23 protein-coding genes are annotated in these 26,416 nt (G+C 60.9%); 5 read left to right on the plus strand and 18 right to left on the minus strand.

The window, feature by feature from the left end; all coding sequences use genetic code 11:
• Window positions 1-3 precede the first annotated feature (3 nt).
• The 7 genes from AACY11_RS18310 to AACY11_RS18340 form a co-directional block, all read right to left on the minus strand.
• A complete protein-coding gene (locus AACY11_RS18310; protein ID WP_339464679.1) occupies window positions 4-1,137 on the minus strand; it encodes a TIGR03364 family FAD-dependent oxidoreductase in 1,134 nt (377 codons plus the stop codon).
• A gap of 146 nt (window positions 1,138-1,283) precedes the next feature.
• On the minus strand, window positions 1,284-2,309 hold the full coding sequence (locus AACY11_RS18315) for a putative 2-aminoethylphosphonate ABC transporter substrate-binding protein (RefSeq protein ID WP_130900350.1): 1,026 nt from the start codon (window positions 2,307-2,309) through the stop codon (window positions 1,284-1,286).
• Window positions 2,310-2,351: 42 nt separating this feature from the next.
• Window positions 2,352-4,076: a putative 2-aminoethylphosphonate ABC transporter permease subunit gene (locus tag AACY11_RS18320; RefSeq protein WP_339495470.1), complete on the minus strand. Its 1,725-nt coding sequence runs from the start codon at window positions 4,074-4,076 to the stop codon at window positions 2,352-2,354.
• The gene (locus tag AACY11_RS18325; RefSeq protein WP_339495471.1) at window positions 4,076-5,152 is read right to left on the minus strand and encodes a putative 2-aminoethylphosphonate ABC transporter ATP-binding protein; all 1,077 of its coding nucleotides are present in this window, start codon (window positions 5,150-5,152) and stop codon (window positions 4,076-4,078) included. The genes AACY11_RS18320 and AACY11_RS18325 overlap by 1 nt, the downstream gene beginning before the upstream one ends.
• Before the next feature lie 294 nt (window positions 5,153-5,446).
• Complete coding sequence (locus AACY11_RS18330) at window positions 5,447-5,812, minus strand: DUF6124 family protein (protein WP_339464678.1); 366 nt, start codon at window positions 5,810-5,812, stop codon at window positions 5,447-5,449.
• Window positions 5,813-6,319: 507 nt separating this feature from the next.
• Window positions 6,320-7,183: a LysR family transcriptional regulator gene (locus AACY11_RS18335; RefSeq protein WP_339430500.1), complete on the minus strand. Its 864-nt coding sequence runs from the start codon at window positions 7,181-7,183 to the stop codon at window positions 6,320-6,322.
• A 16-nt stretch (window positions 7,184-7,199) separates the two neighbouring features.
• On the minus strand, window positions 7,200-9,455 hold the full coding sequence (locus tag AACY11_RS18340; protein ID WP_339495472.1) for a heavy metal translocating P-type ATPase: 2,256 nt from the start codon (window positions 9,453-9,455) through the stop codon (window positions 7,200-7,202).
• 84 nt (window positions 9,456-9,539) lie between these two features.
• Between AACY11_RS18340 and cadR the strand changes: the two genes are divergently transcribed.
• A complete protein-coding gene (gene cadR, locus AACY11_RS18345) occupies window positions 9,540-9,989 on the plus strand; it encodes a Cd(II)/Pb(II)-responsive transcriptional regulator (protein WP_339430384.1) in 450 nt (149 codons plus the stop codon).
• Between the two features lie 123 nt (window positions 9,990-10,112).
• Here the strand turns inward: cadR and AACY11_RS18350 are convergent, their stop codons facing one another.
• The 3 genes from AACY11_RS18350 to AACY11_RS18360 form a co-directional block, all read right to left on the minus strand.
• Window positions 10,113-11,084 (minus strand): thymidylate synthase, encoded by a 972-nt coding sequence (locus AACY11_RS18350; RefSeq protein WP_339495473.1) that lies wholly within the window; start codon window positions 11,082-11,084, stop codon window positions 10,113-10,115.
• 50 nt (window positions 11,085-11,134) lie between these two features.
• The gene (gene lgt / locus AACY11_RS18355; RefSeq protein ID WP_339430385.1) at window positions 11,135-11,947 is read right to left on the minus strand and encodes a prolipoprotein diacylglyceryl transferase; all 813 of its coding nucleotides are present in this window, start codon (window positions 11,945-11,947) and stop codon (window positions 11,135-11,137) included.
• Between the two features lie 80 nt (window positions 11,948-12,027).
• Window positions 12,028-12,810, minus strand: coding sequence for a sulfite exporter TauE/SafE family protein (locus AACY11_RS18360; protein WP_339430386.1), 783 nt, complete (start codon window positions 12,808-12,810; stop codon window positions 12,028-12,030).
• A gap of 130 nt (window positions 12,811-12,940) precedes the next feature.
• Between AACY11_RS18360 and AACY11_RS18365 the strand changes: the two genes are divergently transcribed.
• A complete protein-coding gene (locus tag AACY11_RS18365) occupies window positions 12,941-13,687 on the plus strand; it encodes an NRDE family protein (RefSeq protein WP_339495474.1) in 747 nt (248 codons plus the stop codon).
• 109 nt (window positions 13,688-13,796) lie between these two features.
• Here the strand turns inward: AACY11_RS18365 and ptsP are convergent, their stop codons facing one another.
• Window positions 13,797-16,076 carry a phosphoenolpyruvate--protein phosphotransferase gene (gene ptsP / locus AACY11_RS18370; RefSeq protein ID WP_339495475.1) on the minus strand — a complete coding sequence of 760 codons (2,280 nt, stop codon included), beginning with the start codon at window positions 16,074-16,076 and terminating at the stop codon, window positions 13,797-13,799.
• A gap of 22 nt (window positions 16,077-16,098) precedes the next feature.
• Complete coding sequence (locus AACY11_RS18375) at window positions 16,099-16,578, minus strand: RNA pyrophosphohydrolase (RefSeq protein WP_003229203.1); 480 nt, start codon at window positions 16,576-16,578, stop codon at window positions 16,099-16,101.
• A 143-nt stretch (window positions 16,579-16,721) separates the two neighbouring features.
• On the opposite strand from AACY11_RS18375, the gene AACY11_RS18380 reads away from it, so the two are divergent.
• The gene (locus tag AACY11_RS18380; RefSeq protein WP_339430389.1) at window positions 16,722-17,378 is read left to right on the plus strand and encodes an HAD family hydrolase; all 657 of its coding nucleotides are present in this window, start codon (window positions 16,722-16,724) and stop codon (window positions 17,376-17,378) included.
• 91 nt (window positions 17,379-17,469) lie between these two features.
• On the opposite strand, the gene AACY11_RS18385 is transcribed toward AACY11_RS18380, so the two are convergent.
• Window positions 17,470-17,883: a DUF2269 family protein gene (locus AACY11_RS18385; RefSeq protein WP_339430390.1), complete on the minus strand. Its 414-nt coding sequence runs from the start codon at window positions 17,881-17,883 to the stop codon at window positions 17,470-17,472.
• Window positions 17,884-17,923: 40 nt separating this feature from the next.
• Window positions 17,924-19,438: a threonine ammonia-lyase, biosynthetic gene (gene ilvA / locus AACY11_RS18390; RefSeq protein WP_339430391.1), complete on the minus strand. Its 1,515-nt coding sequence runs from the start codon at window positions 19,436-19,438 to the stop codon at window positions 17,924-17,926.
• A 147-nt stretch (window positions 19,439-19,585) separates the two neighbouring features.
• Here ilvA and rpiA point away from each other — a divergent pair, with 147 nt between their 5' ends.
• Window positions 19,586-20,260, plus strand: coding sequence for a ribose-5-phosphate isomerase RpiA (gene rpiA / locus AACY11_RS18395; RefSeq protein ID WP_339430392.1), 675 nt, complete (start codon window positions 19,586-19,588; stop codon window positions 20,258-20,260).
• A gap of 140 nt (window positions 20,261-20,400) precedes the next feature.
• Here rpiA and AACY11_RS18400 read toward each other — a convergent pair whose 3' ends face one another.
• The 4 genes from AACY11_RS18400 to AACY11_RS18415 form a co-directional block, all read right to left on the minus strand.
• Window positions 20,401-21,318 (minus strand): SdiA-regulated domain-containing protein, encoded by a 918-nt coding sequence (locus AACY11_RS18400; RefSeq protein ID WP_339464673.1) that lies wholly within the window; start codon window positions 21,316-21,318, stop codon window positions 20,401-20,403.
• Window positions 21,319-21,424: 106 nt separating this feature from the next.
• Window positions 21,425-22,348 (minus strand): SdiA-regulated domain-containing protein, encoded by a 924-nt coding sequence (locus AACY11_RS18405; RefSeq protein WP_339495476.1) that lies wholly within the window; start codon window positions 22,346-22,348, stop codon window positions 21,425-21,427.
• 267 nt (window positions 22,349-22,615) lie between these two features.
• The gene (locus tag AACY11_RS18410) at window positions 22,616-23,281 is read right to left on the minus strand and encodes a fumarylacetoacetate hydrolase family protein (protein ID WP_221734095.1); all 666 of its coding nucleotides are present in this window, start codon (window positions 23,279-23,281) and stop codon (window positions 22,616-22,618) included.
• Window positions 23,282-23,322: 41 nt separating this feature from the next.
• Entirely contained in the window at window positions 23,323-24,717 is a 1,395-nt protein-coding gene (locus AACY11_RS18415; RefSeq protein ID WP_339430395.1) for an FAD-binding oxidoreductase, read from the minus strand.
• 205 nt (window positions 24,718-24,922) lie between these two features.
• On the opposite strand from AACY11_RS18415, the gene serA reads away from it, so the two are divergent.
• Window positions 24,923-26,152 (plus strand): phosphoglycerate dehydrogenase, encoded by a 1,230-nt coding sequence (gene serA, locus AACY11_RS18420; RefSeq protein WP_339430396.1) that lies wholly within the window; start codon window positions 24,923-24,925, stop codon window positions 26,150-26,152.
• The last annotated feature ends 264 nt before the right edge of the window (window positions 26,153-26,416 follow it).

Below are 26,416 nucleotides of genomic sequence, written 5' to 3' on the forward strand. Positions count from 1 at the left end.
CCATCAAATGTCCCCCAGCAACTGCGCGACATTGCGCTCGGCCATGGCCGGACCGACGCTCATGCCGACGCCGGTGTGCATCAGCGCCACACTCAGCCCCGGTGCCGGGCGCAGGAACGAAAACGGCCCCGGCCCACGGGCGCCATAGACACCCTGCCAGCGCTCGATCACTTGCACCTTGCAGCCGAGGGTGTGTTCGGCCAGTTCGAGCATCCAGGTGTCGACTTGCTCGGCGTTGAACGGCGACGGATCGCTGCCGTAGTGGTGCGAATCGCCGATGATCAACTCGCCATACGGTGTCGGACTGATCAACAGGTGAATGCCGTTTTCATGCAGGTGCGGTTGTTCGCGCAGGATCTGCGCCTGCACCGCCGCCGCTTCCGGCAAGTCGGCGAAGGCGCCGTAGTGCACGCCGCTCAACCCCGTGAGCAAGGCGTGTTGCAGGTTCAGGTCGACGTGCGGTTTGGCGCGGAGCATTTGCAGGCGGCAGATTTGCGGGTCGAGCGTGGCAATCGGTTCGGCCAGCAGCGTCTGATAATCATGGCCGGAGCAGACGATGATCTGTTTGGCGGTGAACGAACCGGCCGTGCTGTGCAGACGCCCCGGCTCCACATCGCGCACCAGCGTCGAGAAATGAAATTCGACGCCGAGGTCGCGGCGCAGGTAATCGATCAATGCTGGAATCGCTTCACGCGAATACAACTGTTGATCGTCCCTCCCGTGCAAGGCTGCACGGTGATGGCTGAACTGACCGCTGTAGAGGTCGCGCAACGCGGCGCCGCGCAACAAGTCGACGTTGTAACCGTTTTCCACGGCGCGGCCGGCGCAAAAGGCTTCGAGCAGGTGTTCTTCAGCTTCAGTGCGGGCAAACAGGTACGAGCCGTTACGCTTGATTTGCAGGCCGGCGAGCTGCGCCCAGTCGCCCCAGATCTCGCGGCTGGCCTTGGCCAGTTCGAGCATTGGCCCGGGTGGCTGGCCGGTGACCAGTGCCTGGCCGAAGTTGCGCACCGAGGCGCCGAGGGGCGTGGCCGTGCGTTCGAAAACCGTGACTTTGAGACCGCGTTTGGCGGCGGCATAGGCGTGGGACAGGCCGAGGATGCCGGCGCCGACGATCAGCAGGTCGTTGTGTTGTGTCATGGAAATTTTCCCTGAATGGGAGACCGCCTTCGCGAGCAAGCCCGCTGCCACAGGGGATTTTGGGTGCCCACAGAATGTGTGTTCACTGAAGATCCAATGTGGGAGCGGGCTTGCTCGCGAAGCGGCCCTGTCAGTCGATAAAGAGCTTACTTGGCGACGACTTTCTCGGACTTGCCGTCATAGCGCTTGCGCCACTCGGCCAGGATCTCGTCGCGGTTCTTCGAGGCCCAGGCAAAGTCGTTTTTGATCAAACGCTGCTCGTAATCAGCCGGCAATTCCGTCTGCGGCTTGGCAATCCCCGGCTGGGCAAGAACAGCGAAGTTCTCCTTGTACAGATCCATCGCCTCGGCGCTGGCGGAGAAGTCGGCGAGTTTCTTCGCGGCTTCTTCATGCGGCGTGCCTTTGATCACGGCAGTCGCCTCGATCTCCCAGCCCAGGCCTTCCTTCGGCAGGATGATGTCCAGCGGCGCGCCCTGGCGCTTCAACTGAACGGCCGGGTATTCGAAGGAAATACCAATCGGGAACTCGCCCGCCGCCGCCAGTTTGCAAGGCTTGGAGCCGGAGTGAACGTACTGGCCGATGTTCTGGTGCAGGCCGTCCATGTACGCCCAGCCCTGCTTCTCGCCGAAGGTTTGCAGCCAGGCGCTGACGTCGAGGAAACCGGTGCCGGACGACGCCGGGTTGGGCATGACAATCTTGCCTTTGTACTCAGGCTTGGTCAGGTCCTGCCAGCTCACCGGTTTGCTCAAGCCCTGCTTCTCGGCTTCGACGGTGTTGAAGCAAATGGTCGCGGCCCACACGTCCATGCCGACCCAGGCCGGCGGGTTGGCGGCGTCGCGGTAGTTCGCGCCGATCTTGCCCAGATCCTTCGGTGCGTAACTTTGCAGCATGCCTTGCTGGTCGAGGATCGCTAGGCTCGAGGCGGCCAGGCCCCACACGGCGTCAGCCTGCGGACGGGCCTTTTCGGCCAGCAGTTTGGCGGTGATGATCCCGGTGGAATCGCGCACCCATTTGATCTCGACGTCCGGGTTGGCCTTTTCGAAGGCGTCCTTGTAGGACTTCAGTTGCTCGGCTTCGAGGGCGGTGTACACCGTCAACTCGGTTTTCGCCGCGAAGGCATTCAGGCTGAAAGTGGCGAGCACAGCAGCGGCCAGGGCCATAGGCTTGAACATGATCGTTTTCCTGTCTTTTTGAGTTGAGGGTTACGGGAAACATCAGTGACCGGGCGCGGTTTGCCGCCAGGCCTGGGAACGGCGCAGCAAACCGCGCGAAGCCCACGCCAGCAGCAAGGACACGCCCGCCGAGGTGAACAGAATCAGGGTCGACATCGCTGCCGCGCCGCCGACGTTGCCGGCGTCATCCATGTTCAGCACCGCCACCGCCGCAAGAATGGTGTCCGGGCTGTAGAGGAAGATCGCCGCCGACACCGTGGTCATCGCCGAGACGAACAGGTAGCGCACGATGTCCAGCAACGCCGGCAGGCAGATCGGCACGGTCACGCGCAGGTAATGCCGATACAGCGGCGCCTTGAGCGACAGCGCGGCGGCTTCGAACTCGGCATCGAGCTGGCGCAGCGCGGTGGTTGCGGTCATTTGTGCGGTGGTCAGATAGTGCGCAATGGTGCAGACGATCAGCAGGATCATCGTCCCGTAGAGCACATGCAGCGGGTTGCCGGTCAGGTTGAAAAAGAACACGTAACCCAGACCAAGCACCAACCCCGGCACCGCCATCGGCACGAAACTGAGCATGCGCAACGCCAGATTGAGGCCGCGTTGCGTGCGTGTTTTTTCCATCAGATACGCGCCGGTGAAGATCAGCACGCTGCCGATCAGCGCCGTGCCCAGCGCCATCTTCAAACTGTTGCTGTAGGCCAGCCAGCCACCGCCGGCGGTTTCGTTGAACTGATAGTGGTTGAGCGACAGCGACAGGTTGTACGGCCAGAACTTCACCAGCGAGGAGAACACCGCCATGCCGAACACCAGCAGCAACGCCGCGCAGATCAGCAGGACGATGACCAGATAGCAGCCATCACGCACTTTCGACGGCGCCGGTTTGAACACCTGGGCGCGGCCACTCATGGAGTCGCCGTGACGTCGACGCAACCACGCATCGACGCCAAAGCTCAGCAGCGCCGGCAGCAACAGCACCATGCCGATCAACGCACCACGGCCGAATTGCTGCTGGCCGACCACGGCTTTATAAGCCTCCAGCGCCAACACTTGATAGTCGCCACCGACCACCACCGGCACACCGAAATCGGTGATGGTCAGGGTGAACACCAGACAGAACGCGGCGAACACAGCCTGTCGGGTCGCCGGCCAGGTGATGCTGCGAAACGCCTTGGCCGGACTGGCGCCCATGCTCGACGCCGCATCGAACAGCCGCGCATCGGCCAGGGACAGCGCCGACAGCAGAATCATCAGCGCATGGGGAAAGGTGTAGATCACCTCACCCAGCACAATCCCCCAGAACCCGTAGATGTTGTCCGAGAGCAGCCCGCGCAACAGGCCTTGATTGCCGAACAGATAGACCAGCGCAATCCCCGGCAGCATCGACGGCGCCATCAGCGGTAGCAGGGAAATCCCGCGCCAGATGCCTTTGGCCGGAATCAACGTGCGTTGCAGGGCGTAGGCAAACAGGTAGGCCAGCGGTACGACGATGGCCGCGACGCTGAGGGAAACTTTCAGGCTGTTGCCGAGCAGCCAGTGGAAATTCTCGCTGGTCGCCAGTTCTTTCGCAGCGAGCCAGCCACCGCCCTGCCCGGCTTCGCTACTGAAGCCGCGCCAGAAGATCGCCAGCAACGGCAACAGCACCGCAACGCCAAGCAGTACCAGCAGCAGGAGTTTGCCGCCGACGACGAAGATGCGGTCGCCGATCTCGGCACGGGACGTCTGACGCACCTGCTTATGCGGGAGCGGCAGCGCGAGGTGGCTGCTCATCAGGCAAACACCTGCAGGCTGCGCGGCGGCAACGCAACCATGATCTGCTGGGCGCCGAGGCGCGGCATGGCCTCCGGCGCCAGTTCGGCGAGCAGCGCGTGGCCGGGCAGTTGATCGAGTTCGAAGCTCATGCGGCAGCGGTTGCCGAGGAAGGTGATCTCGCGGACTTTGGCCGGGAACAGGTTTTCTTCGTGCACCAGCGGATTGACGTTGATCGCTTCCGGGCGGCAGAACAATCGGCCCGAGGCGCCGCTCACGCTGCCATCCGCCAGACGCACATCCATCCCGCCCACCCGGGCGTGGCTGGCGCTGCTGCGCTGGAACGGCAGCCAGTTACCCTGCCCGACAAACTCGGCCACAAACGGTGTGGCCGGGCGGTTGTAGATGTCCTGCGGGGTGGCGTACTGCTCGACCCGACCGTTATTCATCACGGCGATGCGGTCGGCCATCAGCATGGCTTCGTCCTGATTGTGCGTGACCATCAGGGTGGTGATGCCGAGGTTGCGTTGCAGTTGGCGCAGTTCGGTACACAAATGCTCACGCACCCGGGCGTCAAGGGCCGACATCGGTTCGTCGAGCAGCAGCAGCGACGGTGCCGGGGCCAGAGCGCGGGCCAGTGCCACCCGTTGCTGTTGGCCGCCGGACAATTGGCCGGGGTACTTTTTCTCACTGCCGGTGAGGCCGACCAGTTCCAGCATCTCACCGACGCGGCGGCGCACTTCATCGCGACCGCTGCCGGCGAGGCCGTAGGCAATGTTCGCCTCCACCGTCAGATTGGGGAACAGTGCGTAGGACTGAAACAGAATCCCGTAGTCCCGGGCCTGCGGTGCGAGATTCGAGACATCGTGGTCACCGAGGTACAACTCGCCGCTGTCCTGCTTTTCCAGACCGGCGATGCAACGCAGCAACGTGGTCTTGCCGCACCCGGACGGGCCGAGCAGGCACACCAGTTCACCGGCCGCGACGTCGAGGGAGACGTTATCCAGTGCGGTGAACGCGCCAAAGCGCTTCTGCACGCCGCGCACGTTCATCGGTGCGCCTGGGTGAGTCAGGGTGGTTGCGATGGCAGGATTCATGGGACAGACCTCATCAAGCAGATGAGGCAAATCCTAGCGTTGTAATGCGTCCGTCATGTGGCAGTGAGGCAAAAACGGCTGATAGTGGTATTCGGGGATTTTGGTTTGGGCTGAGGTTCTGCATTGCCTGGTCTGCCCCCTTCGCGAGCAGCCCGCTCCCACAGGGGGAACGCATGCCAATGTGGGAGCGGGCTTGCTCGCGAAGAGGCCCAGACATTCACCAAAAGATTCCGGCGATCGACACCTCTAGCCTCCACTCAGCGGCACATGGGCATGCGCCGCTGAGCGCGTTGATCATTCGGTCGGCACTAACCTGTCCAGCACACGATTGACCGCCAACTCGGCCAGCATCACCACCTGAGCGATGCCTTGCAGGGTTTTGCGGTGCGAGCCTTCCACCAGTGCCGCGTGGTTGTGGAGCATGACGGTGGCGGAGCCGAGGGTTTCACTGGCGTCGGCCAGCAGGGATTCGGTGTCAGCCTCAGGGTGTGCCATGTAGAGCGTGTTGGGGGTGTAGGACGCGGCCATGATGGCGGCGACCGGTGGGCAGAGATAGTGGTCGAGGGCGCGCTCGGCGGCTTCGTGGAATTTCTTTGAATCGGGCGATTCGTAGGGGGATGCCGGATCGGAGATCGGCGGGTTTGGCGTTGGTTTGAACATTGAGTCTTTCTCCAGTAGAGCCGCAGCCATCTCGCTACTAAACGAAAGGGGTGGCAGCTGTGCGCAAGTTAGTAGACCGGCAGAAGACTCAAGACCCGGCGCACCCGAAGATGCCATGCGCACAGCCACCATCAAGTGCAAGCAAGCGCCCGACTGGATGATTCTTGTACAGCCGTAAGTCAACTGATCCGGGCTACTAAACCCGATCACTGGAAATCAGTGATGCGAACCAAGTTACGCAGCCAGCCCAAGGCGCACAAGCCGGCGGATTCTGGTGCATGCGTAGGCAGCGGCGCAAGGATTTGTAGGCTGCCGGGCGTAACACCGAGTGTCTTTAAACACCTGCGCTGGAAAGGGTTTAGTGCCCTACAGAGATTGGGGATTTACCTGTCGGATTTTGCTGCGGCGGCTGACCCCTTCGCGAGCAGCCCGCTCCCACAGGGGGAACGCATGCCAATGTGGGAGCGGGCTTGCTCGCGAAGAGGCCGGCACAGGCACTGAAAGATCTCAGGCCGGGGACATTTCCTGCGCCAACCCCAAAAACGCCGCCGGCAACCGCGCATTCTTGCGCTCCTTGAGGCAGTACAGGTACTCGGGAATCTGCGGCGCATGCTCAAGGGTCAGCACCTTTAGCTGCGGATCATGCGGCACTTCCTGGCGGGCAATGATGCTGATGCCAATGTTGCGCAACACCGCCTCGCGAATCGATTCACGGCTGCCGATCTCCAGCAGCGGCCCGAAACTCACCCCGGCGCTGGCCAGCAACTCTTCGGTCAACCGCCGCGTGGTCGAACCCGACTCGCGCATCAGCAACGTATGCCCGACCAACGCACTCAGCGACACATGCTCATGCACCGCCAGCGGGTGATTGCGATGCACCGCCAATACCAGCGGATCCGTGCCGAGCACCCGACGAATCAGCCGCGCATCATCCAGCAACTGCGACGACGCGGCGACATCGACCCGGTAATCCTCCAGCGCTTCGAGCACCTGCTGCGAGTTGCCGATTTCCACCGACACGTCCACCTGCGGCAGGCGTTCGCGAAAAGTCTTCACCAGATCGAGGATGTAATACGGCGCGGTCGCGGCGATTCGCAACGTGCCTTGCACCTGGCCGCTGTTGCGCAGGAAAAACTCGATATCGGCTTCCTGCTGCAACAACGCCTTGACCATCGGCAGCAGCCGCGCGCCTTCGTCGCTGACACTCAATCGGCGACCGCCACGGTAGAACAGCTCTACCGAATAGTGGCTTTCGAGGTTACGAATCTGCGTGGTCACGGTCGGTTGGCTGAGGCCGAGTTTTTTCGCCGCCAAAGTGATGCTGCCCAGACGGGCCACCATGTAAAACGCCTTCAGCTCGGCACTCAGCACAACCACCCCTCATCGTCTATTTGCGCAACAGGCGCAAACCGTTGAACACCACCAGCAGGCTCACGCCCATGTCGGCAAACACCGCCATCCACATGGTGGCGAGCCCGGCGAAGGTTACCCCAAGAAAGATAGCCTTGATCACCAACGCCAATGCAATGTTCTGTTTCAGGATGCTGGCGGTATCGCGAGACAGGCTGATGAATGCCGGGATCTTGCGCAGATCGTCGTCCATCAGGGCGACATCGGCAGTTTCGATAGCCGTGTCGGTGCCCGCTGCGGCCATGGCAAAACCGATCTCGGCGCGGGCCAATGCCGGGGCATCGTTGATACCGTCGCCGACCATGCCGACCCGGTGGCCATGTGCGTAAAGCGCTTCGATGGCTTGCAGCTTGTCGGTCGGCAACAAATCGCCCTGAGCCTGATCGATGCCGACCTGCGCGGCAATCGCCTGCGCGGTGTGGACGTTATCGCCCGTGAGCATCAGGGTTTTCACGCCCAGCGCATGCAACTGGCGGATCGCTTCGCGACTGCTCTCCTTGACGGTGTCGGCCACCGCAAACAGCGCCAGCGGGCCGGACTTGTCGAGCAACAGCACCACGGATTTGCCCTGTTTCTCCAGCGCGAAGAGTTTTTCTTCCAGCGCCGGGGAGCACAGGTTCAGCTCTTCAACCAGACGATGGTTGCCCAAGTAGTAGACCTGGCCGTTGATCTCGCCTTTGACGCCACGGCCGGCCAGCGCTTCGAAGTTATCCACAATCTGCGCCGCGAGGTTTTTATCCACAGCGGCGTTGGCGATGGCCAGCGACACCGGGTGATCGGAACGGCCGGCCAACGCGGCAGCAATCGCCGGGGCGGTGGCGTCGGCCGTCGGATCGAGGGACAGGTAATCGGTCTGCACCGGTTTGCCGTGGGTGATGGTTCCGGTTTTATCCAGCGCCAGATAATCGAGCTTGAAACCGCCCTCCAGGTACACGCCGCCCTTGACCAGAATGCCTTTGCGCGCCGCCGCCGCGAGGCCGCTGACGATGGTCACCGGGGTGGAAATCACCAAGGCACATGGGCACGCGACCACCAGCAACACCAGCGCGCGGTAGATCCAGTCGAACCACACCGCGCCCATGAACAGCGGCGGAATGATCGCCACGGCCAGGGCCAGGACGAACACCGCAGGGGTGTAGATTGTCGAGAATTGATCGACGAAGCGCTGGGTCGGTGCGCGTGCGCCCTGGGCTTGCTCGACGGCGTGAATGATCCGCGCCAGCGTCGAGTTGTTCGCCGCTGCGGTGACCGCGTATTCCAGCGAACCGGCCTGATTGATGGTGCCGGCGAAGACTTTATCGCCCACGGTTTTCTCCACCGGCAGGCTTTCCCCGGTGATCGGCGCCTGATCGATGGTCGAACGGCCGCTGACGACTTCACCGTCCAGCGCAATACGCTCGCCGGGTTTTACCCGCACGCGGGCGCCGAGTTCGACGCTTTTCACTTCCTGTTCGAGCCAGCGACCGTCAGCCTGCAATACGGTCGCCTGCTCCGGGGTCATTTGCATCAGACCGCTGATCGCGTTGCGCGCACGATCCAGCGAACGTGCTTCGATCAACTCGGCCACGGTGAACAGGAACATCACCATCGCCGCTTCCGGCCATTGGCCGATCAACACGGCACCGGTCACGGCGATGCTCATCAGCGCATTGATGTTGAGGTTGCGGTTCTTCAGGGCAATCCAGCCCTTTTTGTAGGTGCCGAGGCCACCGCTGAGGATCGACACCAGCGCGATGATCGCCACCACCCAGGTCGGCGCGGCGTTGGTGAAGTGGATCACTTCGGCGGCGAGCGCACCGACGCCGGACAGCGCCAATGGCCACCAGTGTTTTTTCACGGGGGCCGGGGCTGGCGACTCGACGCCCGCCTCCAGCGGTTCGGCGTGCATGCCGAGGGATTTGATTGCCTCAGTGATGGGCTCGGTGCCTGGCAGCGTGTGGGTCACACCGAGCACGCGGTTGATCAGGTTGAATTCCAGTTGCTCGACGCCGGCCAGTTTGCCGAGTTTGTTCTGGATCAGCGTCTGTTCGGTCGGGCAGTCCATCGCCTCGATGCGAAAGCTGCTCAGCCGGGCGTCGGCGCTGGTCTTTTCGCTCAGTAGCACCCGTGCAGGTGCGGCGGCTTTCGATGCGCAGCAAGCGTCGCCGCCGTGGTCATGTTTATGCACAGGCTGCAATTTATGGCTGTGGTCGTGCCCCGCGTGGGGTTTGTGGGAGTGCAGGGAATCGCTCATTGGTCGCGTCCATGAAGGTGCCTGTTGCCAAGTAAAGACCCTGTAGCCACTATAGGGTCAAGCACCCTTTTGGAGATTGCCGTCATGAAGATCGGAGAACTGGCCAAGCTGACCGATTGCGCCGTCGAAACCATTCGTTACTACGAGCGCGAAAACCTGCTGCCAGAGCCCGCCCGCAGCGACGGCAACTACCGCGTCTACACCCAGGCCCACGCCGAACGCCTGACCTTCATCCGCAACTGCCGCACCCTCGACATGACCCTCGAAGAAATCCGCAGCCTGTTGGCCATGCGTGATAGCCCGCAGGATCAGTGTGAAAGCGTCAACACGCTGATCGATGAACACATCCAGCATGTGAAGGCACGAATTGACGGGTTATTGGCGTTGCAGACACAACTGCTCGACCTGCGCCAACGCTGTGGCGAAAGGCCGGGGGCCGATCAATGCGGGATTTTGCAGCGGCTGGAAGTGAGTGGCGGGGTGGTGGCGACGGAGGTGGAGCATTCGCATGTGGGCCGTAGTCACGGCCATTAAGAACACCCGATAACCAATGTGGGAGCGGGCTTGCTCGCGAAAGCGGTGTGTCAGCCAACACATAATTGACTGACACACCCTCTTCGCGAGCAAGCCCGCTCCCACAGGGTATTGCGTGAAACCTCAGACCGCCATCGGCGCGGTCATTGGCGCGTGGTGTTCATAACCTTCCAGCGAGAAGTCGCCTGGCTCCACCAGCTCCAGCCACTCCGGCTGATACACACCGGTCTTGGCAAATTCCGGCACGCGGTCGGAGATTTTCAGTTTCGGCATGGCGAACGGTTCGCGCTTGATTTGTTCGTTGAGCATGTCCAGATGGTTTTCGTAGACGTGCGCATCACCGATGAAATAGGTGAACCAGCGCGGGGTGTAACCGGTCAGGCGACCGATCAGGCTCAGCAGCGCGGCGCCTTCGGTGAGGTTGAACGGCGTGCCCAGGCCCAGGTCGTTGGAGCGGATGTAGAGGGTCAGGGAAATTTCCCTGGTCTCGACATTCGGGTGGAACTGGTACAGCAGATGGCACGGTGGCAGGGCCATTTCATCGAGTTGGGCGCAGTTCCAGCCGTGGAACAGGATGCGGCGGCTGCCCGGATCATTGATGATCGTGTCGACGCACTGGCGCACCTGGTCGATGGCTTTGTACAGCACCACGTAGGCCTGGCCGTCTTCTTCGCCTTGAGCGATCTGCTTGTAGCCATTGCTCAAGGTTTGTTCGATGGCCGCGGTGTTGCTCAACGGAATCTGCTTGTACGCCGGCCATTTGCGCCATTGCACGCCATAGATTTCGCCGAGGTCGTCGTCGCCCTGACGGAACGGGTTGGCCAGCCACTGGGCGTTTTCGTTGGCGTTCTGGTCCCAGACCTTGCAGCCCAGCGCGCGGAATTCAGCGGCGTTGTTCACACCACGCAGAAAACCGCACATCTCGCCGATGGCCGATTTGAAGGCCATCTTGCGGGTGGTGATCGCCGGAAAACCTTCCTGCAGATCGAAACGCAGCATCGCCCCCGGGAAACTGATGGTGTTGATGCCGGTGCGGTTGGCCTGTTTGGTGCCGTTCTGGATGACGTGCGAGACCAGTTCGAGATATTGCTTCATGAGTTACCTGTGTCCTTGAACCCGGGGGCCGTCGCCCCCGGCCTTCGAATTTATACGGCCGCCGCGGGCGCTGCCGGGGCGCGATGATAAGCCAGCCAGATCAGGTACAGACCGGCAAGCACCATCGGCACGCAAAGCACCTGACCCATGGTCAGCCAGCCCCAGGCCAGATAGCCCAGTTGCGCGTCCGGTACACGGACGAATTCGACGATGAAACGGAAGATGCCGTAGAACAGCGTGAACATCCCCGATACCGCCATGGTCGGCCGCGGTTTACGCGAGAACAACCACAGGATCAGGAACAGCGCGACGCCTTCAAGGGCGAACTGATACAGCTGCGACGGGTGACGCGGCAACTGCGCCGGGTCGCTGAACGGCGGGAAGATCATCGCCCACGGCACGTCGGTCGGCTTGCCCCACAACTCGGCGTTGATAAAGTTGCCGATACGCCCGGCGCCCAGGCCGATCGGCACCATCGGTGCGACGAAGTCCATCAACTGGAAGAACGACTTGTTGTTCTTTTTGCCGAACCACAACGCGGCCAGCATCACGCCGATAAAGCCGCCGTGGAACGACATGCCGCCCTTCCACACTTCGAAAATCAGCAACGGGTTGGCCAGGTAGGCGCTCAGATCGTAGAACAGCACGTAACCCAACCGCCCGCCGACAATGACCCCCATCGATAACCAGAAAATCAAGTCGGAGAGTTTCTCCTTGCTCCAGGTCGGGTCGAAGCGGTTCAACCGCCGGGACGCCAGCAGCCAGGCGCCGCCGATGCCGATCAGGTACATCAGACCGTACCAGTGGATTTTCAGCGGACCGATGGCCAGGGCCACCGGGTCGATCTGCGGGTAAGGCAGCATTGCGACTCCTCGTTAGAAGTTGAAACCAGAATTCCCGGGCGACGCTGTCACCTCAGGATTAAGCCAGGATTGCGACCTGCTCAAAGCAGAAAACTCAAGCCAACGCAAAACAGCAAAGCGGCGAACAGCCGTTTGAGCAAGCGTGGCGATAATCTATGTGCCAATCGTGCGCCGAGACGGGCGAACACCATGCTGGTCAGGGCGATGCCCAACAGCGCCGGCAAATAGACAAAACCGAGACTATGGGCCGGCAGCAGCGGATCGTGCCAGCCCAGAATCATGAAACTTAATGCACTGACCAGGGCGATCGGCAGACCGCAGGCCGACGAGGTCGCTACCGCTTGCTGCATCGGCACGCTGCGCCAGGTCAGGAACGGCACGGTCAGCGATCCGCCGCCGACGCCAAAAATCGCCGAGGCCCAGCCAATCACACTGCCAGCCACGGACAGACCGAGTTTGCCCGGCACCGTTCGGCTGGCCTTGGGTTTGACGTCCAGCGCCAACTGCACGGAAATCACCAAGGCAAATACGCCGATGATTTTTTGCAAATGCGGCCCGGAAATCGCTTCGGCCGTCAGCGCACCGAAACCGGCGCCGACCAGAATACCCACGGTCATCCACGCAAAAACCGGCCAGCGTACCGCACCACGTCGATGGTGCTCACGCACGGCATTGACCGAGGTGAAGATGATCGTCGCCAACGACGTGCCGACCGCCAGGTGGGTCAGAATCGATGGGTCGAAGCCCTGCAACGTGAAACTGTAAACCAGCACCGGGACAATAATGATCCCGCCGCCCACCCCGAACAGCCCGGCCAGCACGCCTGCACAGGCGCCCAGCGCCAGATAGAGCAGAAATTCCATGACCGTCTCCCAGACGCTTTCCCCAAACCGGAGCGGCATGGTAACGGATGCATACCCTTAGGCGGAACTGGCGATGGATGCACGGACGCCGGATGCGTAGAGTGGACAAAAAACACACAAGGACCACCTTATGTGCCTGATCGTTTTTGCCTGGCGCCCGGGCCATGCCCAGCCGCTGATCGTTGCGGCCAACCGTGACGAGTTTTACGCCCGCCCCAGTCTGCCGCTGGGGCAATGGCCTGAGGCACCGCATGTGCACGCCGGACGCGATCTCGAAGCCGGTGGCACCTGGCTGGGGATCGGTGCCAACGGGCGCTTTGCGGCGCTGACCAATATCCGCGACCCGCATCAGCCGCCGGCGCGTAAATCGCGGGGGGAGCTGGCGGCGGGGTTTCTCGCGGGCGATGAGGCGATTGATGACTATCTGGCCGACGTTGTCGGTCGCTCACCAGAGTACGCCGGGTTCAACCTGCTGCTGGGCAACAGCCATGAGCTATGGCACTACAACGCACGGATGTCGGAGCCGGTGATGCTGCAGTCCGGGGTCTACGGATTATCCAATGCCGGACTGGACACGCCGTGGCCGAAGCTGCTCAAGGCCAGGGCGGCGTTGAGTGCAGTGCTGGAGGATCCGCAGCCTGCACGGTTGCTGGCGTTACTTGGCGATGCGCAAACGGCGCCGTTTGCCGAGTTGCCGGACACCGGCGTGGGGCTGGCGACGGAATCACTGCTGTCGAGTGTGTTTATTGCCAGCCAGAGTTACGGGACGCGGGCAAGTACGGCGCTGGTGGTGCAGGCGGATGGGACGCGCAGGATGGTGGAGCGCAGCTTCGGGCCGTATGGCGGGCATCTGGGGGAAGTCGAGATTGTGGTTTAGCGGTATCTGGACTGACACCTTCGCGAGCAAGCCCGCACCCACATTGGATCTGTGATCGACACAAATCCCCTGTGGGAGCGGGCTTGTTCGCGAGGGGGCGATCAGCCTTTTAAAGGGCTTTGTTGACCGCCGGCGGATTGATCTTCGACAACCCAAGGTTCTTCAGCGCCAGTTGCAGCGAACTGTGGATAACTTGCGGGTTATCGATGGTCATCAATTCGCCCAGCAATTGCCTGGCCTTGTCCAGATTGACCTGACGCAGCATCCACTTCACCTTCGGCAAGTTGGTGGCGTTCATCGACAGACTGTCGAAGCCCATCGCCATCAACAGCACCGCCGCCGCCGGATCACCGGCCATCTCGCCGCAAATGCTCACCGGTTTGCCCTCGGCATGGGCGTCGCGCACCACGGTTTGCAACGCTTGCAACACGGCCGGGTGCAGGTAGTCGTAGAGATCCGCCACCCGTGGGTTGTTACGGTCCACGGCCAGCAGGTATTGGGTCAAGTCGTTGGAGCCGACCGAGAGGAAGTCGACCATCCGCGCCAGTTCCCTGGTCTGGTAGACCGCTGCCGGAATCTCGATCATCACCCCGATTGGCGGCATTTGCACGTCGGTGCCTTCGTCGCGCACCTCGCCCCACGCCCGGTGAATCAGGTGCAGGGCTTCTTCGAGTTCGTGGGTGCCGGAAATCATCGGCAGCAAAATCCGCAGGTTGTTCAGGCCCTCGCTGGCCTTGAGCATGGCGCGGGTCTGCACCAGGAAGATTTCCGGGTGGTCGAGGGTGACGCGAATGCCGCGCCAGCCGAGGAACGGGTTGTCTTCCTTGATCGGGAAGTACGACAGCGACTTGTCACCGCCGATGTCCAGGCTGCGCATGGTCACCGGTTGCGGATGGAACGCGGCGAGCTGTTCGCGGTAGATCGCCAGTTGTTCCTTCTCGCTCGGGAAGCGCTGGTTGATCATGAACGGCACTTCGGTGCGATACAGACCGACACCTTCGGCGCCACGCTTCTGCGCCCGCGCCACATCCGCCAGCAGGCCGGTGTTGACCCACAGCGGCATGCGGTGCCCATCGAGGGTCACGCAGGGCAGATCACGCAGGGCATCGAGGCCCAGCGCCAGTTGTTTCTCTTCTTCGACGACTTCGGCGAACTGCTTGCGCAGCACTTCGCTGGGGTTGGTGTAAACCTCGCCACGAACGCCATCGACGATCATTTCAATGCCGTCGACCTTGGCGTACGGCAGATCGACCAGGCCCATCACCGTTGGAATACCCATGGCCCGGGCCAGGATCGCAACGTGGGAGTTCCCCGAACCGAGTACCGAAACCAGACCAACCAGCGTGCCTTCCGGCACCTCGCCGAGCATGGCCGGCGTCAGTTCTTCGCTGACCAGAATGGTTTTTTCCGGGTAGACGAGGTTCTGTTGCCGCTCTTCCTGCAAGTAGGCCAGCAAGCGGCGGCCGAGGTCTTTGACGTCCGACGCTCGCTCACGCAGGTAGGCATCGTCCATCAGTTCGAAACGGTTGACGTGTTCAGTGACCACCTGACGCAACGCACCCTGCGCCCACTGGCCGGTCTTGATCACAGTGGTGATTTCGCTGCCGAGCGAGGCATCGTCGAGCATCATCAGATAAACGTCGAACAGCGCGCGCTCTTCGGGACGCAGTTGTGTCGCCAGTTTCGCCGACAAGGCACGCATGTCGGCGCGCACGCCTTCGATGGCGGTCTTGAACAGTGCCAGTTCGGCGTTGATATCGGTGATGGTCTTGTCCGGCACCACGTCCAGATCCGCCGGCGGCAACATGACCACCGCCGTACCGACCGCCGCACCCGGCGAACCCGGCACGCCAACGAACTTGGCTTCCTGAATGCCTTTGCCCTGACGGCCCAGACCCCGGATCGAACCGGTGGCCTCGGCGTGGGCGATAACGCCGGCGAGCTGCGCGCTCATGGTCACGAGGAAGGCTTCTTCACCTTCATCGAACTGGCGGCGTTCTTTTTGCTGGATGACCAACACGCCGACGACGCGGCGGTGGTGAATGATCGGTGCGCCAAGGAAGGAGGCATAGCGCTCCTCACCGGTCTCGGCGAAGTAGCGGTAGCGCGGGTGATCCGCGGCGTTTTCGAGGTTCAGGGGTTCTTCACGCGTGCCGACCAGACCCACCAGACCTTCGTTGGGTGCCATGCTGACTTTGCCAATCGAGCGCTTGTTCAAGCCCTCGGTGGCCATCAGGACGAAGCGGTTGGCCTCGGGATCAAGCAGGTAGACCGAGCAGACCTGGCTGCCCATGGCCTCTTTGACGCGCAACACAATAATCCCCAACGCCGCCTTGAGATCCTTGGCGGAGTTAACTTCCTGGACGATCTTGCGCAGCGTATTGAGCATGGCTCGGGGTCGAACTCCGTCGTCAGTCGCGCGCTAAAAGGCGCGGGGCAAGCTCTTTGAGGGCGCGGCGATACACCTCGCGCTTGAATGTCACCACCTGGCCCAACGGATACCAATAGCTGACCCAGCGCCAGCCATCGAACTCCGGTTTACCGGTCAAATCCATCCGCACCCGCTGCTCGTTGGAGATCAGGCGCAGGAGAAACCACTTCTGTTTCTGGCCGATGCACAGCGGTTGGCTGTGGGTACGCACCAGACGTTGCGGCAAACGATAGCGCAACCAGCCCCGTGTGCAGGCGAGTATTTCAACATCTTCACGTTCCAGGCCAACTTCTTCGTTCAGCTCGCGGTACAAGGCGTCTTCCGGCGTCTCTTCAGGGTTGATTCCCCCTTGTGGAAACTGCCAGGCATCTTGATTGATACGGCGAGCCCATAGCACCTGGCCGGCGTCATTCGTCAGAATGATCCCGACATTGGGGCGGAAACCATCGGGGTCGATCACGGCAACAACCTCGCAAACGCATGTCGCCGCATTGTTCCACAAAGCTTGATAAGGCGGCAACGAAGGTTCCTACCTTATGTGCACTCTTGTGAAAAGACCGTATTCTTGTCGCCTTTTTACTGACTTTTCAGCGGGTAACTGCAATGCGCCTGGCTCTATTCGATTTGGACAACACCCTTCTGGGCGGCGACAGCGATCACGCTTGGGGCGACTATCTGTGTGAACGCGGCTTCCTCGACCCCGTCGCGTACAAAGCGCGCAACGACGAGTTCTATCAGGATTACCTGGCCGGCAAGCTGGATAACGCCGCGTACCTGAATTTCTGCCTGGAGATTCTCGGCCGCACCGAAATGGCCGTGCTCGATCAATGGCACAACGACTACATGCGTGACTGCATCGAGCCCATCGTGTTGCCCAAGGCGCTCGACCTGTTGAAAAAACACCGCGATGCCGGCGACAAACTGGTGATCATCACCGCGACCAACCGTTTCGTGACCGCGCCGATTGCCGTTCGTTTGGGCGTTGAAACCCTGATCGCCACCGAGTGCGAAATGGTCGATGGCCGTTACACCGGGCGCAGCACCGATATCCCGTGCTTCCGTGAAGGCAAGGTGACGCGCCTGAATCGCTGGCTGGAAGAAACCGGGCATTCGCTGCAAGACAGCTACTTCTACAGCGACTCGATGAATGACTTGCCGCTACTGGAGCAGGTGGCGAACCCGGTGGCCGTGGATCCGGATCCGAACCTGCGCGCTGAAGCCGAAAAGCGTGGCTGGCCGGTCATCACACTGCGCGACTGAAATCGCTTTCGCGAGCAAGCCCACTCCACACTGGAATGCGTTCCCCTGTGGCAGCGGGCTTGCACGCGAAGGGGCAACCCGGTCTCAAGCCTTAAACAGGCTTGGCCCCCATCAACGCCGCAATGGCGAGAAATCCGACACCACTGACAATCGCCAGCGCCAGACTGAATTTCCAGTTACCGCCCCCGCTCGTCCACCGTCGATTCAGCCGAACAAGCAACCAAACGGCACTGAATGTGGCCACGGCATAGATCACGCTGGAGCCCAGAATCCAGAACTGCCCCAATGGCCAGCCAATCAGATGCACCAGCCACCAGCCGGTGAAGGGCATGCTCAACATGCCGATCAGCATCAGACACCAGACAAACAACCACGGACGCTGCATCGTGCTGGCCGGCCCTTGACTGCGATTACGCCAGGTCAGCGCGGCGAGCCCCAGGCCGCTGGTGAGTATCACCACGGTTGCAGCGACGTGAAGGACTTTCAGGGTGGTCAGGGTTTCCATGGGTTTCTTTTCCTTGGGCCATGCCCATCAGCGTAGCCGTTCAGCCAAGAAACAGCTTATAGGCCGGGTTGTCGCTTTCGTCCCAGTACGGATAACCGATTTGCGCCAGCGCCTGCGGCACCAGATGCCGCTCATCGTGGGGCACTTGCAGCCCGGCGACCACCCGGCCATCCGCCGCGCCGTGGTTGCGGTAGTGGAACATCGAGATGTTCCAGCGCCCGCCAAGTTTGTTGAGGAAGTTGAACAGCGCGCCCGGACGCTCCGGGAATTCGAAGCGCAGCACCACTTCATCAACCACCTGCGCCGCACGCCCGCCGACCATGTGACGGATGTGCAACTTGGCCAATTCGTTGTCGGTCAGGTCAATGACCGGGAAGCCCTGCTCGGCCAGGCTCGCCAGCAGTGCGCTGCGCGGGTCGTTTTCCGGGTGGGTCTGCACGCCGACGAAGATGTGCGCTTCGCTGCCGGTGTTGTAGCGGTAGTTGAATTCGGTGATCTGACGCTTGCCGATGGCCTCGCAGAACGCCTTGAAGCTGCCGGCCTTTTCGGGAATGGTCACGGCGATGATCGCTTCGCGGCCTTCGCCCAGTTCGGCGCGCTCGGCAACGTGACGCAAGCGGTCGAAGTTGACGTTGGCACCGGAGTCGATGGCGACAAAGGTCTGGCCGCTGACGCCGCGCAACTCGACGTACTTCTTGATCCCGGCCACGCCCAAGGCGCCGGCAGGCTCGGTGATCGAGCGGGTATCGTCGTAGATATCCTTGATTGCCGCACAGATCTCGTCGGTGCTGACGGTAATCACTTCATCGACATGATCTTTGCAGATGTCGAAGGTGTGCTGGCCGATCTGCGCCACCGCGACGCCGTCAGCAAAGATGCCCACGGTCGGCAACACCACGCGTTCGCCGGCAGCCATGGCGGCTTGCAGGCAGTTGGAGTCGTCGGGCTCGACGCCGATGACTTTGATGTCCGGACGCAGGTATTTCACGTACGCCGCAATACCGGCGATCAGGCCGCCGCCGCCGACCGGGACGAAAATCGCATCCAGTGGCTGCGGGTGCTGACGCAGAATCTCCATCGCCACGGTGCCCTGCCCGGCAATGGTGTGCGGATCGTCGTACGGGTGGATGTAGACGTAGCCTTTTTCATCGACCAGTTTCAGCGAATAGGCCAGCGCTTCCGGGAACGAATCGCCGTGCAGCACCACTTTGCCGCCACGCGAACGCACGCCTTCGACCTTGATCTCCGGGGTGGTCTTGGGCATGACGATGGTGGCTTTGACGCCCAGCACTTTCGCCGCCAGGGCCAGACCCTGCGCGTGGTTGCCCGCTGAAGCGGTGACCACACCACGGGCGCGTTCTTCGTCGCTCAGTTGGGTCAACTTGTTGTAGGCGCCCCGAATCTTGAACGAGAACACCGGCTGCAAATCTTCGCGCTTGAGCCAGATGTCATTGCCCAGCCGCTCGGAGAGCTGGCGAGCGTTCTGCAGCGGGGTTTCTACGGCAACGTCATAAACGCGCGAGGTGAGGATCTTTTTGACGTACTGTTCGAGCATCGGAAAGCATCACTGAGCGGTTGGGCAGGGCCAAGGAGTCTAACCCGGCTTTTGCCCGGGCGACCACACGATTGCAGAGGTTTTAGACCCGCTTGGGGCTATAATGCCGGCCTTTCCGTTCTCACCTTGCCCGCTTCCGGAGCCCGCATGACCCAGGATCAACTCAAACAGGCAGTGGCTCAGGCTGCTGTCGACTTCATCCTCCCGAAACTCGACGACAAAAGCATCGTCGGTGTCGGCACCGGCTCCACCGCCAACTGCTTCATCGACGCACTGGCCCAGCACAAGGGCGCATTCGATGGCGCGGTCGCCAGCTCCGAAGCCACCGCCGCGCGCCTCAAGGGCCACGGGATTCCCGTCTATGAACTGAACACCGTCAGCGACCTGGAGTTCTACGTCGACGGCGCTGATGAAAGCGATGAGCACCTGAACCTGATCAAGGGCGGCGGCGCGGCCCTGACCCGCGAGAAGATCGTTGCCGCCGTGGCCAAGACCTTCATCTGCATCGCCGACGCCAGCAAACTGGTGCCGGTGCTGGGCGAATTCCCGCTGCCGGTGGAAGTCATCCCGATGGCTCGCAGCCACGTCGCTCGCGAACTGGTGAAACTGGGCGGCGACCCGGTGTACCGCGAAGGTGTACTGACCGACAACGGCAACATCATCCTCGACGTGTTCAATATGCAGATCACCAATCCGGTGGAGCTGGAAACGCAGATCAACGCCATCGTCGGCGTGGTCACCAACGGTTTGTTCGCCGCGCGTCCGGCGGATCTGCTGCTGCTGGGTACGAGTGAAGGTGTGAAAACGCTGAAGGCTGAGTAAGCCAGACTGCCCACATTTTTGTGGGCAGATGCATGCCCCCACCTGTGGGAGCGGGCTTGCTCGCGACAGCGGTGGATCAGTCGACATCTGCGTTGTCTGGTCCACCGCTTTCGCGAGCAAGCCCCATTTTGCAGTGTCAGTCAGTTCTGGGCGGGCTTTTTGAAGACGTAAAACAGGTTTGGCTCACTCACCAGGTACAGCGTCCCGTCGTCATCCATCGCAATGCCTTCTGCCTGCGGCACGGTTTTCTGCAAGCCTTGTCGGCCCTTGCTCAGCGACAGGGTGCTCAACGGGCGCCCACCCACATCCAGCTCCAGAATCAGCCCCGACTCATCCGACAGTGCCAGTAAATGCCCGCTGCGCTCGTCGTATTGCAGGCTCGACAGATCACGCACGAACATGCCGGCATCCCGTTTGGGATTGTTGATCACATGCACCGCGTAGGACTTTTCCGGGTTGAAGTGCGGGAAACCGTGCACTTCGTAGATCAGCATCGGGTCGCGCTCTTTCGCGACAAACAAGCGCTTGCCCACCGAGTCATAAGCCAGCCCCTCAAAACCCTTGTTGCTGCTCGCGTGCACACCCAGGGTCATTTGCTCGGCGTCCGCCGCATCGAGGAACGTGGTGACATCTTCCAGGTGAATCTTGATCAACCGCTGCTGGCGCTCGTCGGTGATCACATAAGTATCGGCACTGATGAACTCAACCGCCTCCGGATCACCAAAGCCGATCAGTGCGATGCGGCGCAGGATTTTGCCCTCCAGCGACAGTTCGACCAGCTCGGCATGTTTGTTGGTGACTGTGAAAAGACTGTTGCGCACCGGATCGTAGGTCAGCGCCGACACGTCATCGTCCAACCCCTCGATTACCCGCGCCTCGATCTCCACCCGATATTGATCCAGACCAATGGCCTCGCTGCTTAGCGGTTGCCACAGGGTGTGCAGATTGAACCAGGCGCGCTCGAACAGGCGCAGGTATTGGCCAATCGCGATCAACGCGATCAGAGCAATCACCGAAAGGGTGACAAGGAGAGGCTTGGGACGGGCAAATCGACGCATGCAGGAGGGCTCGGAATCAAAACAGGCGGATGAAATATCACGCCTGTCTGAAATGAAGCTTAATGGCCACTTGCCTTGGACGACAAGAGCCTCCCCAGCAAGGGCATTACTTCTGCTTTTCGAAGCGATAGAACAGGTTCGGCTCGCTGACCATATACAGCGTGCCTGCCTCGTCCAGGGCCACGCCTTCGGCGCGGGGAATGGTGCTCTTCAAACCGTTGAAGCCGCCAAGCAGGGTCATGAAACTGACTTGCTCGCCCTTCTCGTCCAGCTCCAGCAACAGGTGCGAGTCAGCCGACAACGCCAATGTGTGACCGGTGCGCGGGTCAATCGCCAACGCCGAGAGATTGCGAATGTCGAGCTCATCACTGTCCAGCTTCTGCTTGTCGCCTTTGAGCGTCTGGCTGCCATCGCTTTTCCAGGTGAACAGCACCGGTGGACGCTCCTCGCCCAGCAGGAACTGCTGGTTGCGCGCATCCCAGGTAATCGCTTCGAAAGCTTTGTTCTGGTCTTTCGAGGGGCCAAGGTCGTACTTGGGGAAATTGGCGATGTTCAGCTCACGCGTATCGGCGTCGACCTTGACGATCGACAGCATGTGCAGACGCTCATCGACAATGGCCATCAGGCCGTTTTCCATGATCGTGACGCCTTCCGGGTTGGCCCAGCCCACCAGCGGCATCTTGCGCAGCACATCGCCTTGCAGGGTCAGTTCGACCAGAAACGGGTTCTTGCCCATCACCGAGAACAGGGTTTTGGTCTGCGGGTTGTAGGCCAGATCCGACGCCTCATCCTTCTCCATGCCCGGCAGCGGCTTGGCATCGATGACCACCCGGTAATCCGGCAGCCAGACACTTCCCTTTTGCTCGGCCGGGCTTTCGAAACGCTCCAGTACCCACAGCGCACCGCGATCATCCCAATGCATCAGATACGCCAGCCCATACGCTGCGACGATCACCAGCAATAGCAAGGAATACCAGCGCAGGGCGAAACGTGAGCGGCGAGGGGTTTTGAGCTGAGTTTGAGATGCCATCGAGGGATGCGTTCCGAAAATTCAGGCTATGGGTAATAGCACAAAGAGGCCGGCTCAGACGCCAGAATGACGGAAATTATCCAGACGGGATGTGAAAAAAACGGCAAATGGCGAGATTGTCGTGGTTTGTCCCCGATATTCGGGTCACCACAAACCAATGCGAGAGCGGGCTTGCTCGCGAAGGCGTCGGATCAGTCGACATCTTCGTTGACTGACAAAATGCTTTCGCGAGCAAGCCCGCTCCCACAGGTTTTTGCAGTGTGGCGGTTAGCGCACGCTGCTGGTAAAGCGGCTGGCGCCGACCAGTTCCAGCACGATGTCGTCGCCGACATTCAGCGGGCCAACGCCCACCGGCGTGCCGGTCAGGATCACGTCACCGGCCTGCAGCGAGAAGCAGCCGGCCATGTGCTGGATCATCGGCACGATCGGGTTGAGCATCGCGCTGCTGTTGCCGTCCTGACGGACTTCGCCGTTGATGGTCAGGCGGATGCCGATATCGGTCAGATCAGCAAAGGTGCTGCCCACCACGAACGGGGCAAGCACCGCCGCGCCGTCGAACGACTTGGCGATTTCCCACGGCAGGCCCTTGGATTTGAGCTCGGCCTGCTTGTCGCGCAGGGTCAGATCCAGCGCCGGAGCGAAACCGGAGATCGCATCGAGCACTTCTTCACGGCTTGGCTTGGTCGACAGCGGCTTGCCGATCAACACGGCAATTTCCGCTTCGTAATGCACCGAACCGCGCTCGGTCGGAATGCTGAAACCGCCTTCCAGCGACACCACGCAACTGCCCGGCTTGATGAACAGCAACGGCTCGGTAGGCACCGGGTTGTCCAATTCCTTGGCGTGTTCGGCGTAATTACGCCCAATGCACACCACTTTTCCCAGCGGGAAGTGAATACGCGTGCCGTCGACATACTGGTGCTGATAGCTCATTTACCGACTCCTGCCTTCATTGATTCATCAGAGATTGCCAATCAAACCGCGAAAATCTTGCCCGGGTTCATGATGCCGTTCGGGTCGAACACCGCTTTGACCGCTTTCATGTATTCGATTTCGACCGGCGAGCGGCTGTAGGTCAAGTAATCGCGTTTGGTCATGCCCACGCCGTGTTCGGCGGAGATCGAGCCGTTGTACTTCTCGACGGTTTCGAACACCCACTTGTTGACGGTGGCGCATTTGGCGAAGAACTCGTCCTTGCTCAGGCTTTCGGGCTTGAGGATGTTCAGGTGCAGGTTGCCGTCGCCGATGTGGCCGAACCAGACAATTTCAAAGTCCGGATAGTATTCGCCGACAATCGCGTCGATTTCCTGCAAGAACGCCGGCACTTTTGAAACGGTGACCGAGATGTCGTTCTTGTACGGGGTCCAGTGCGAGATGGTTTCGGAGATGTACTCGCGCAGCTTCCACAGGTTCTGCAACTGGGTTTCGCTCTGGCTCATCACGCCGTCCAGTACCCAGCCCTGCTCGACGCAATGTTCAAAGGTTTCCAGCGCGCTGTTGGCCACTTCTTCAGTGGTCGCTTCAAACTCCAGCAGCGCGTAGAACGGGCAATCGGTTTCAAACGGCGCCGGCACATCACCGCGACCCAGCACTTTGGCCAAGGCCTTGTCGGAGAAGAATTCGAACGCGGTCAGGTCGAGCTTGCCCTGGAAGGCGTGCAGCACCGGCATGATCGAGTCGAAATCAGCGGTGCCGAGGACCATCGCCGTGAGGTTTTTCGGCGCACGATCCAGACGCATGGTCGCTTCAACGACAAATCCAAGGGTGCCTTCGGCGCCAATGAACAACTGGCGCAGGTCGTAACCGGTGGCGTTCTTGATCAAATCTTTGTTCAGCTCCAGCACGTCACCCTTGCCGGTGACCACCTTCATGCCGGCAACCCAGTTGCGGGTCATTCCGTAGCGAATGACCTTGATCCCGCCGGCATTGGTGCCGATATTGCCGCCAATCTGGCTGGAACCCGCCGATGCGAAGTCCACCGGGTAGTACAGGCCCTTTTCTTCAGCGACGTTCTGCAAATGCTCGGTGACCACGCCCGGCTGACACACGGCGGTGCGGTCAGTGAGGTTCACGTCGAGAATCTGGTTCATGTAATCGAATGACACGACCACTTCGCCGTTGGCGGCCACCGCAGCGGCGGACAGCCCGGTGCGCCCGCCCGAAGGCACCAGCGCAACCTTGTGCGTATTGGCCCAACGGACGATGGCCTGCACCTGTTCGATAGTCTTGGGAAACACGATGGCGCTCGGCGCGGGGGCGAAGTGCTTGGTCCAATCCTTGCCATATGTGTTCAGGGAGTCGGCGTCGGTCAGGACCTTGCCAGGCTCGACCAGGGTCTTCAGTTCATCAATCAGGGCAGGATTGGTCATCGACAGAACTCTCGAACAATTCATGGTCATCCTGAGAACGCTTCACGTCGCAGGAATGAGTGTTTAGCGGGGTCGTTATGCTAGCATACCGACCCCGCCGGCCAGTGCCCAAACGCCTGTTCTGCGGTGACGGCTTTCTTGTCGTCCAGGTCAATGTCTGTTGACCATTTCCTGCCATTTTTCTCCGGGATACAGGTTTACGCAGATGAGCAAGACTTCTCTCGATAAGAGCAAAATCAAGTTCCTTCTTCTCGAAGGCGTCCACCAATCGGCTGTCGACGTCCTCAAGGCGGCGGGCTACACCAGCATCGAGTACCTCACAGGTTCTCTGCCGGAAGCCCAGCTCAAGGAAAAGATCGCTGACGCTCACTTCATCGGCATTCGTTCGCGCACCCAACTGACTGAAGAGATCTTCGATCACGCGAAGAAGCTGGTAGCGGTCGGTTGCTTCTGCATCGGCACCAACCAGGTTGACCTGGACGCGGCTCGCGAGCGCGGTATCGCCGTGTTCAACGCGCCGTACTCCAACACTCGCTCCGTGGCCGAGCTGGTGCTGGCCGAAGCGATCCTGCTGCTGCGCGGCATCCCTGAGAAAAACGCGTCCTGCCACCGTGGCGGCTGGATCAAATCCGCAGCCAACTCCTTCGAGATCCGTGGCAAGAAGCTGGGCATCGTCGGCTACGGTTCGATCGGTACTCAGTTGTCGGTTCTGGCCGAAGGCTTGGGGATGCAGGTGTTCTTCTATGACACCGTGACCAAGCTGCCGCTGGGCAACGCGACCCAGGTCGGCAACCTGAACGAGCTGCTGGGCATGTCCGACATCGTGACCCTGCACGTTCCGGAAACCGCTGCGACCCAGTGGATGATCGGCGAGAAGGAAATCCGCGCCATCAAGAAGGGCGGCATTCTGATCAACGCAGCACGCGGCACCGTGGTCAAACTGGACGCCCTGGCGGACGCGATCAAGGACAAGCACCTGATCGGCGCGGCCATCGACGTCTTCCCGGTGGAGCCACGCTCCAACGACGAAGAGTTCGAAAGCCCGCTGCGTGGCCTGGACAACGTGATCCTGACCCCGCACATCGGTGGTTCGACCGCTGAAGCGCAAGCCAACATCGGTCTGGAAGTGGCGGAAAAACTGGTCAAGTACAGCGACAACGGTACGTCCGTTTCGTCGGTGAACTTCCCGGAAGTGGCCCTGCCGGCTCACCCTGGCAAGCACCGCCTGCTGCACATCCACGAGAACATCCCGGGTGTGATGAGCGAGATCAACAAGGTCTTCGCCGAAAACGGTATCAACATCTCCGGTCAGTTCCTGCAGACCAACGAGAAAGTCGGCTACGTGGTGATCGACGTCGACGCCGAGTACTCGGATCTGGCGCAAGAGAAGCTGCAGCACATCAACGGCACTATTCGTAGCCGTGTGTTGTTCTGATCCAGCGTTGAGCGACAAAAAAAGGGAGCCTTCGCAGACTGTGTGAAAACACACTGATGGTGGTTTCAAGCAAACGCCCCGACTTGTTCGGGGCGTTTGCTTTTGTGCGGACGGCAGACGAAAAAGGGCGTTTCAGCCCATCAACTGACGTGCGCCGAGCACGTTAATCGCTCTTTTCAGGTTATAGGCGTTCACCGCCAAGGCCATTTCGGCTCTCGCCCCCTCGAGCTGTCGCAGCAAGAAGCGAGCGTTGCCAAACAACCA

It is taken from the genome of Pseudomonas sp. RA_105y_Pfl2_P56 (assembly GCF_963970845.1).
GTDB classification, from domain to species: Bacteria; Pseudomonadota; Gammaproteobacteria; order Pseudomonadales; family Pseudomonadaceae; genus Aquipseudomonas; species Aquipseudomonas baetica_A.

Bases quoted from the DNA above. Each gene is read 5' to 3' on its own strand.
- AACY11_RS18310 (WP_339464679.1), bottom strand. From the start codon at position 1,137: ATGACACAACACAACGACCTGCTGATCGTCGGCGCCGGCATCCTCGGC.
- AACY11_RS18315 (WP_130900350.1), bottom strand. From the start codon at position 2,309: ATGTTCAAGCCTATGGCCCTGGCCGCTGCTGTGCTCGCCACTTTCAGC.
- AACY11_RS18320 (WP_339495470.1), bottom strand. From the start codon at position 4,076: ATGAGCAGCCACCTCGCGCTGCCGCTCCCGCATAAGCAGGTGCGTCAG.
- AACY11_RS18325 (WP_339495471.1), bottom strand. From the start codon at position 5,152: ATGAATCCTGCCATCGCAACCACCCTGACTCACCCAGGCGCACCGATG.
- AACY11_RS18330 (WP_339464678.1), bottom strand. From the start codon at position 5,812: ATGTTCAAACCAACGCCAAACCCGCCGATCTCCGATCCGGCATCCCCC.
- AACY11_RS18340 (WP_339495472.1), bottom strand. From the start codon at position 9,455: ATGAGCGATTCCCTGCACTCCCACAAACCCCACGCGGGGCACGACCAC.
- cadR (WP_339430384.1), top strand. From the start codon at position 9,540: ATGAAGATCGGAGAACTGGCCAAGCTGACCGATTGCGCCGTCGAAACC.
- AACY11_RS18350 (WP_339495473.1), bottom strand. From the start codon at position 11,084: ATGAAGCAATATCTCGAACTGGTCTCGCACGTCATCCAGAACGGCACC.
- lgt (WP_339430385.1), bottom strand. From the start codon at position 11,947: ATGCTGCCTTACCCGCAGATCGACCCGGTGGCCCTGGCCATCGGTCCG.
- AACY11_RS18360 (WP_339430386.1), bottom strand. From the start codon at position 12,810: ATGGAATTTCTGCTCTATCTGGCGCTGGGCGCCTGTGCAGGCGTGCTG.
- AACY11_RS18365 (WP_339495474.1), top strand. From the start codon at position 12,941: ATGTGCCTGATCGTTTTTGCCTGGCGCCCGGGCCATGCCCAGCCGCTG.
- ptsP (WP_339495475.1), bottom strand. From the start codon at position 16,076: ATGCTCAATACGCTGCGCAAGATCGTCCAGGAAGTTAACTCCGCCAAG.
- AACY11_RS18380 (WP_339430389.1), top strand. From the start codon at position 16,722: ATGCGCCTGGCTCTATTCGATTTGGACAACACCCTTCTGGGCGGCGAC.
- AACY11_RS18385 (WP_339430390.1), bottom strand. From the start codon at position 17,883: ATGGAAACCCTGACCACCCTGAAAGTCCTTCACGTCGCTGCAACCGTG.
- ilvA (WP_339430391.1), bottom strand. From the start codon at position 19,438: ATGCTCGAACAGTACGTCAAAAAGATCCTCACCTCGCGCGTTTATGAC.
- rpiA (WP_339430392.1), top strand. From the start codon at position 19,586: ATGACCCAGGATCAACTCAAACAGGCAGTGGCTCAGGCTGCTGTCGAC.
- AACY11_RS18400 (WP_339464673.1), bottom strand. From the start codon at position 21,318: ATGCGTCGATTTGCCCGTCCCAAGCCTCTCCTTGTCACCCTTTCGGTG.
- AACY11_RS18405 (WP_339495476.1), bottom strand. From the start codon at position 22,348: ATGGCATCTCAAACTCAGCTCAAAACCCCTCGCCGCTCACGTTTCGCC.
- AACY11_RS18410 (WP_221734095.1), bottom strand. From the start codon at position 23,281: ATGAGCTATCAGCACCAGTATGTCGACGGCACGCGTATTCACTTCCCG.
- AACY11_RS18415 (WP_339430395.1), bottom strand. From the start codon at position 24,717: ATGACCAATCCTGCCCTGATTGATGAACTGAAGACCCTGGTCGAGCCT.
- serA (WP_339430396.1), top strand. From the start codon at position 24,923: ATGAGCAAGACTTCTCTCGATAAGAGCAAAATCAAGTTCCTTCTTCTC.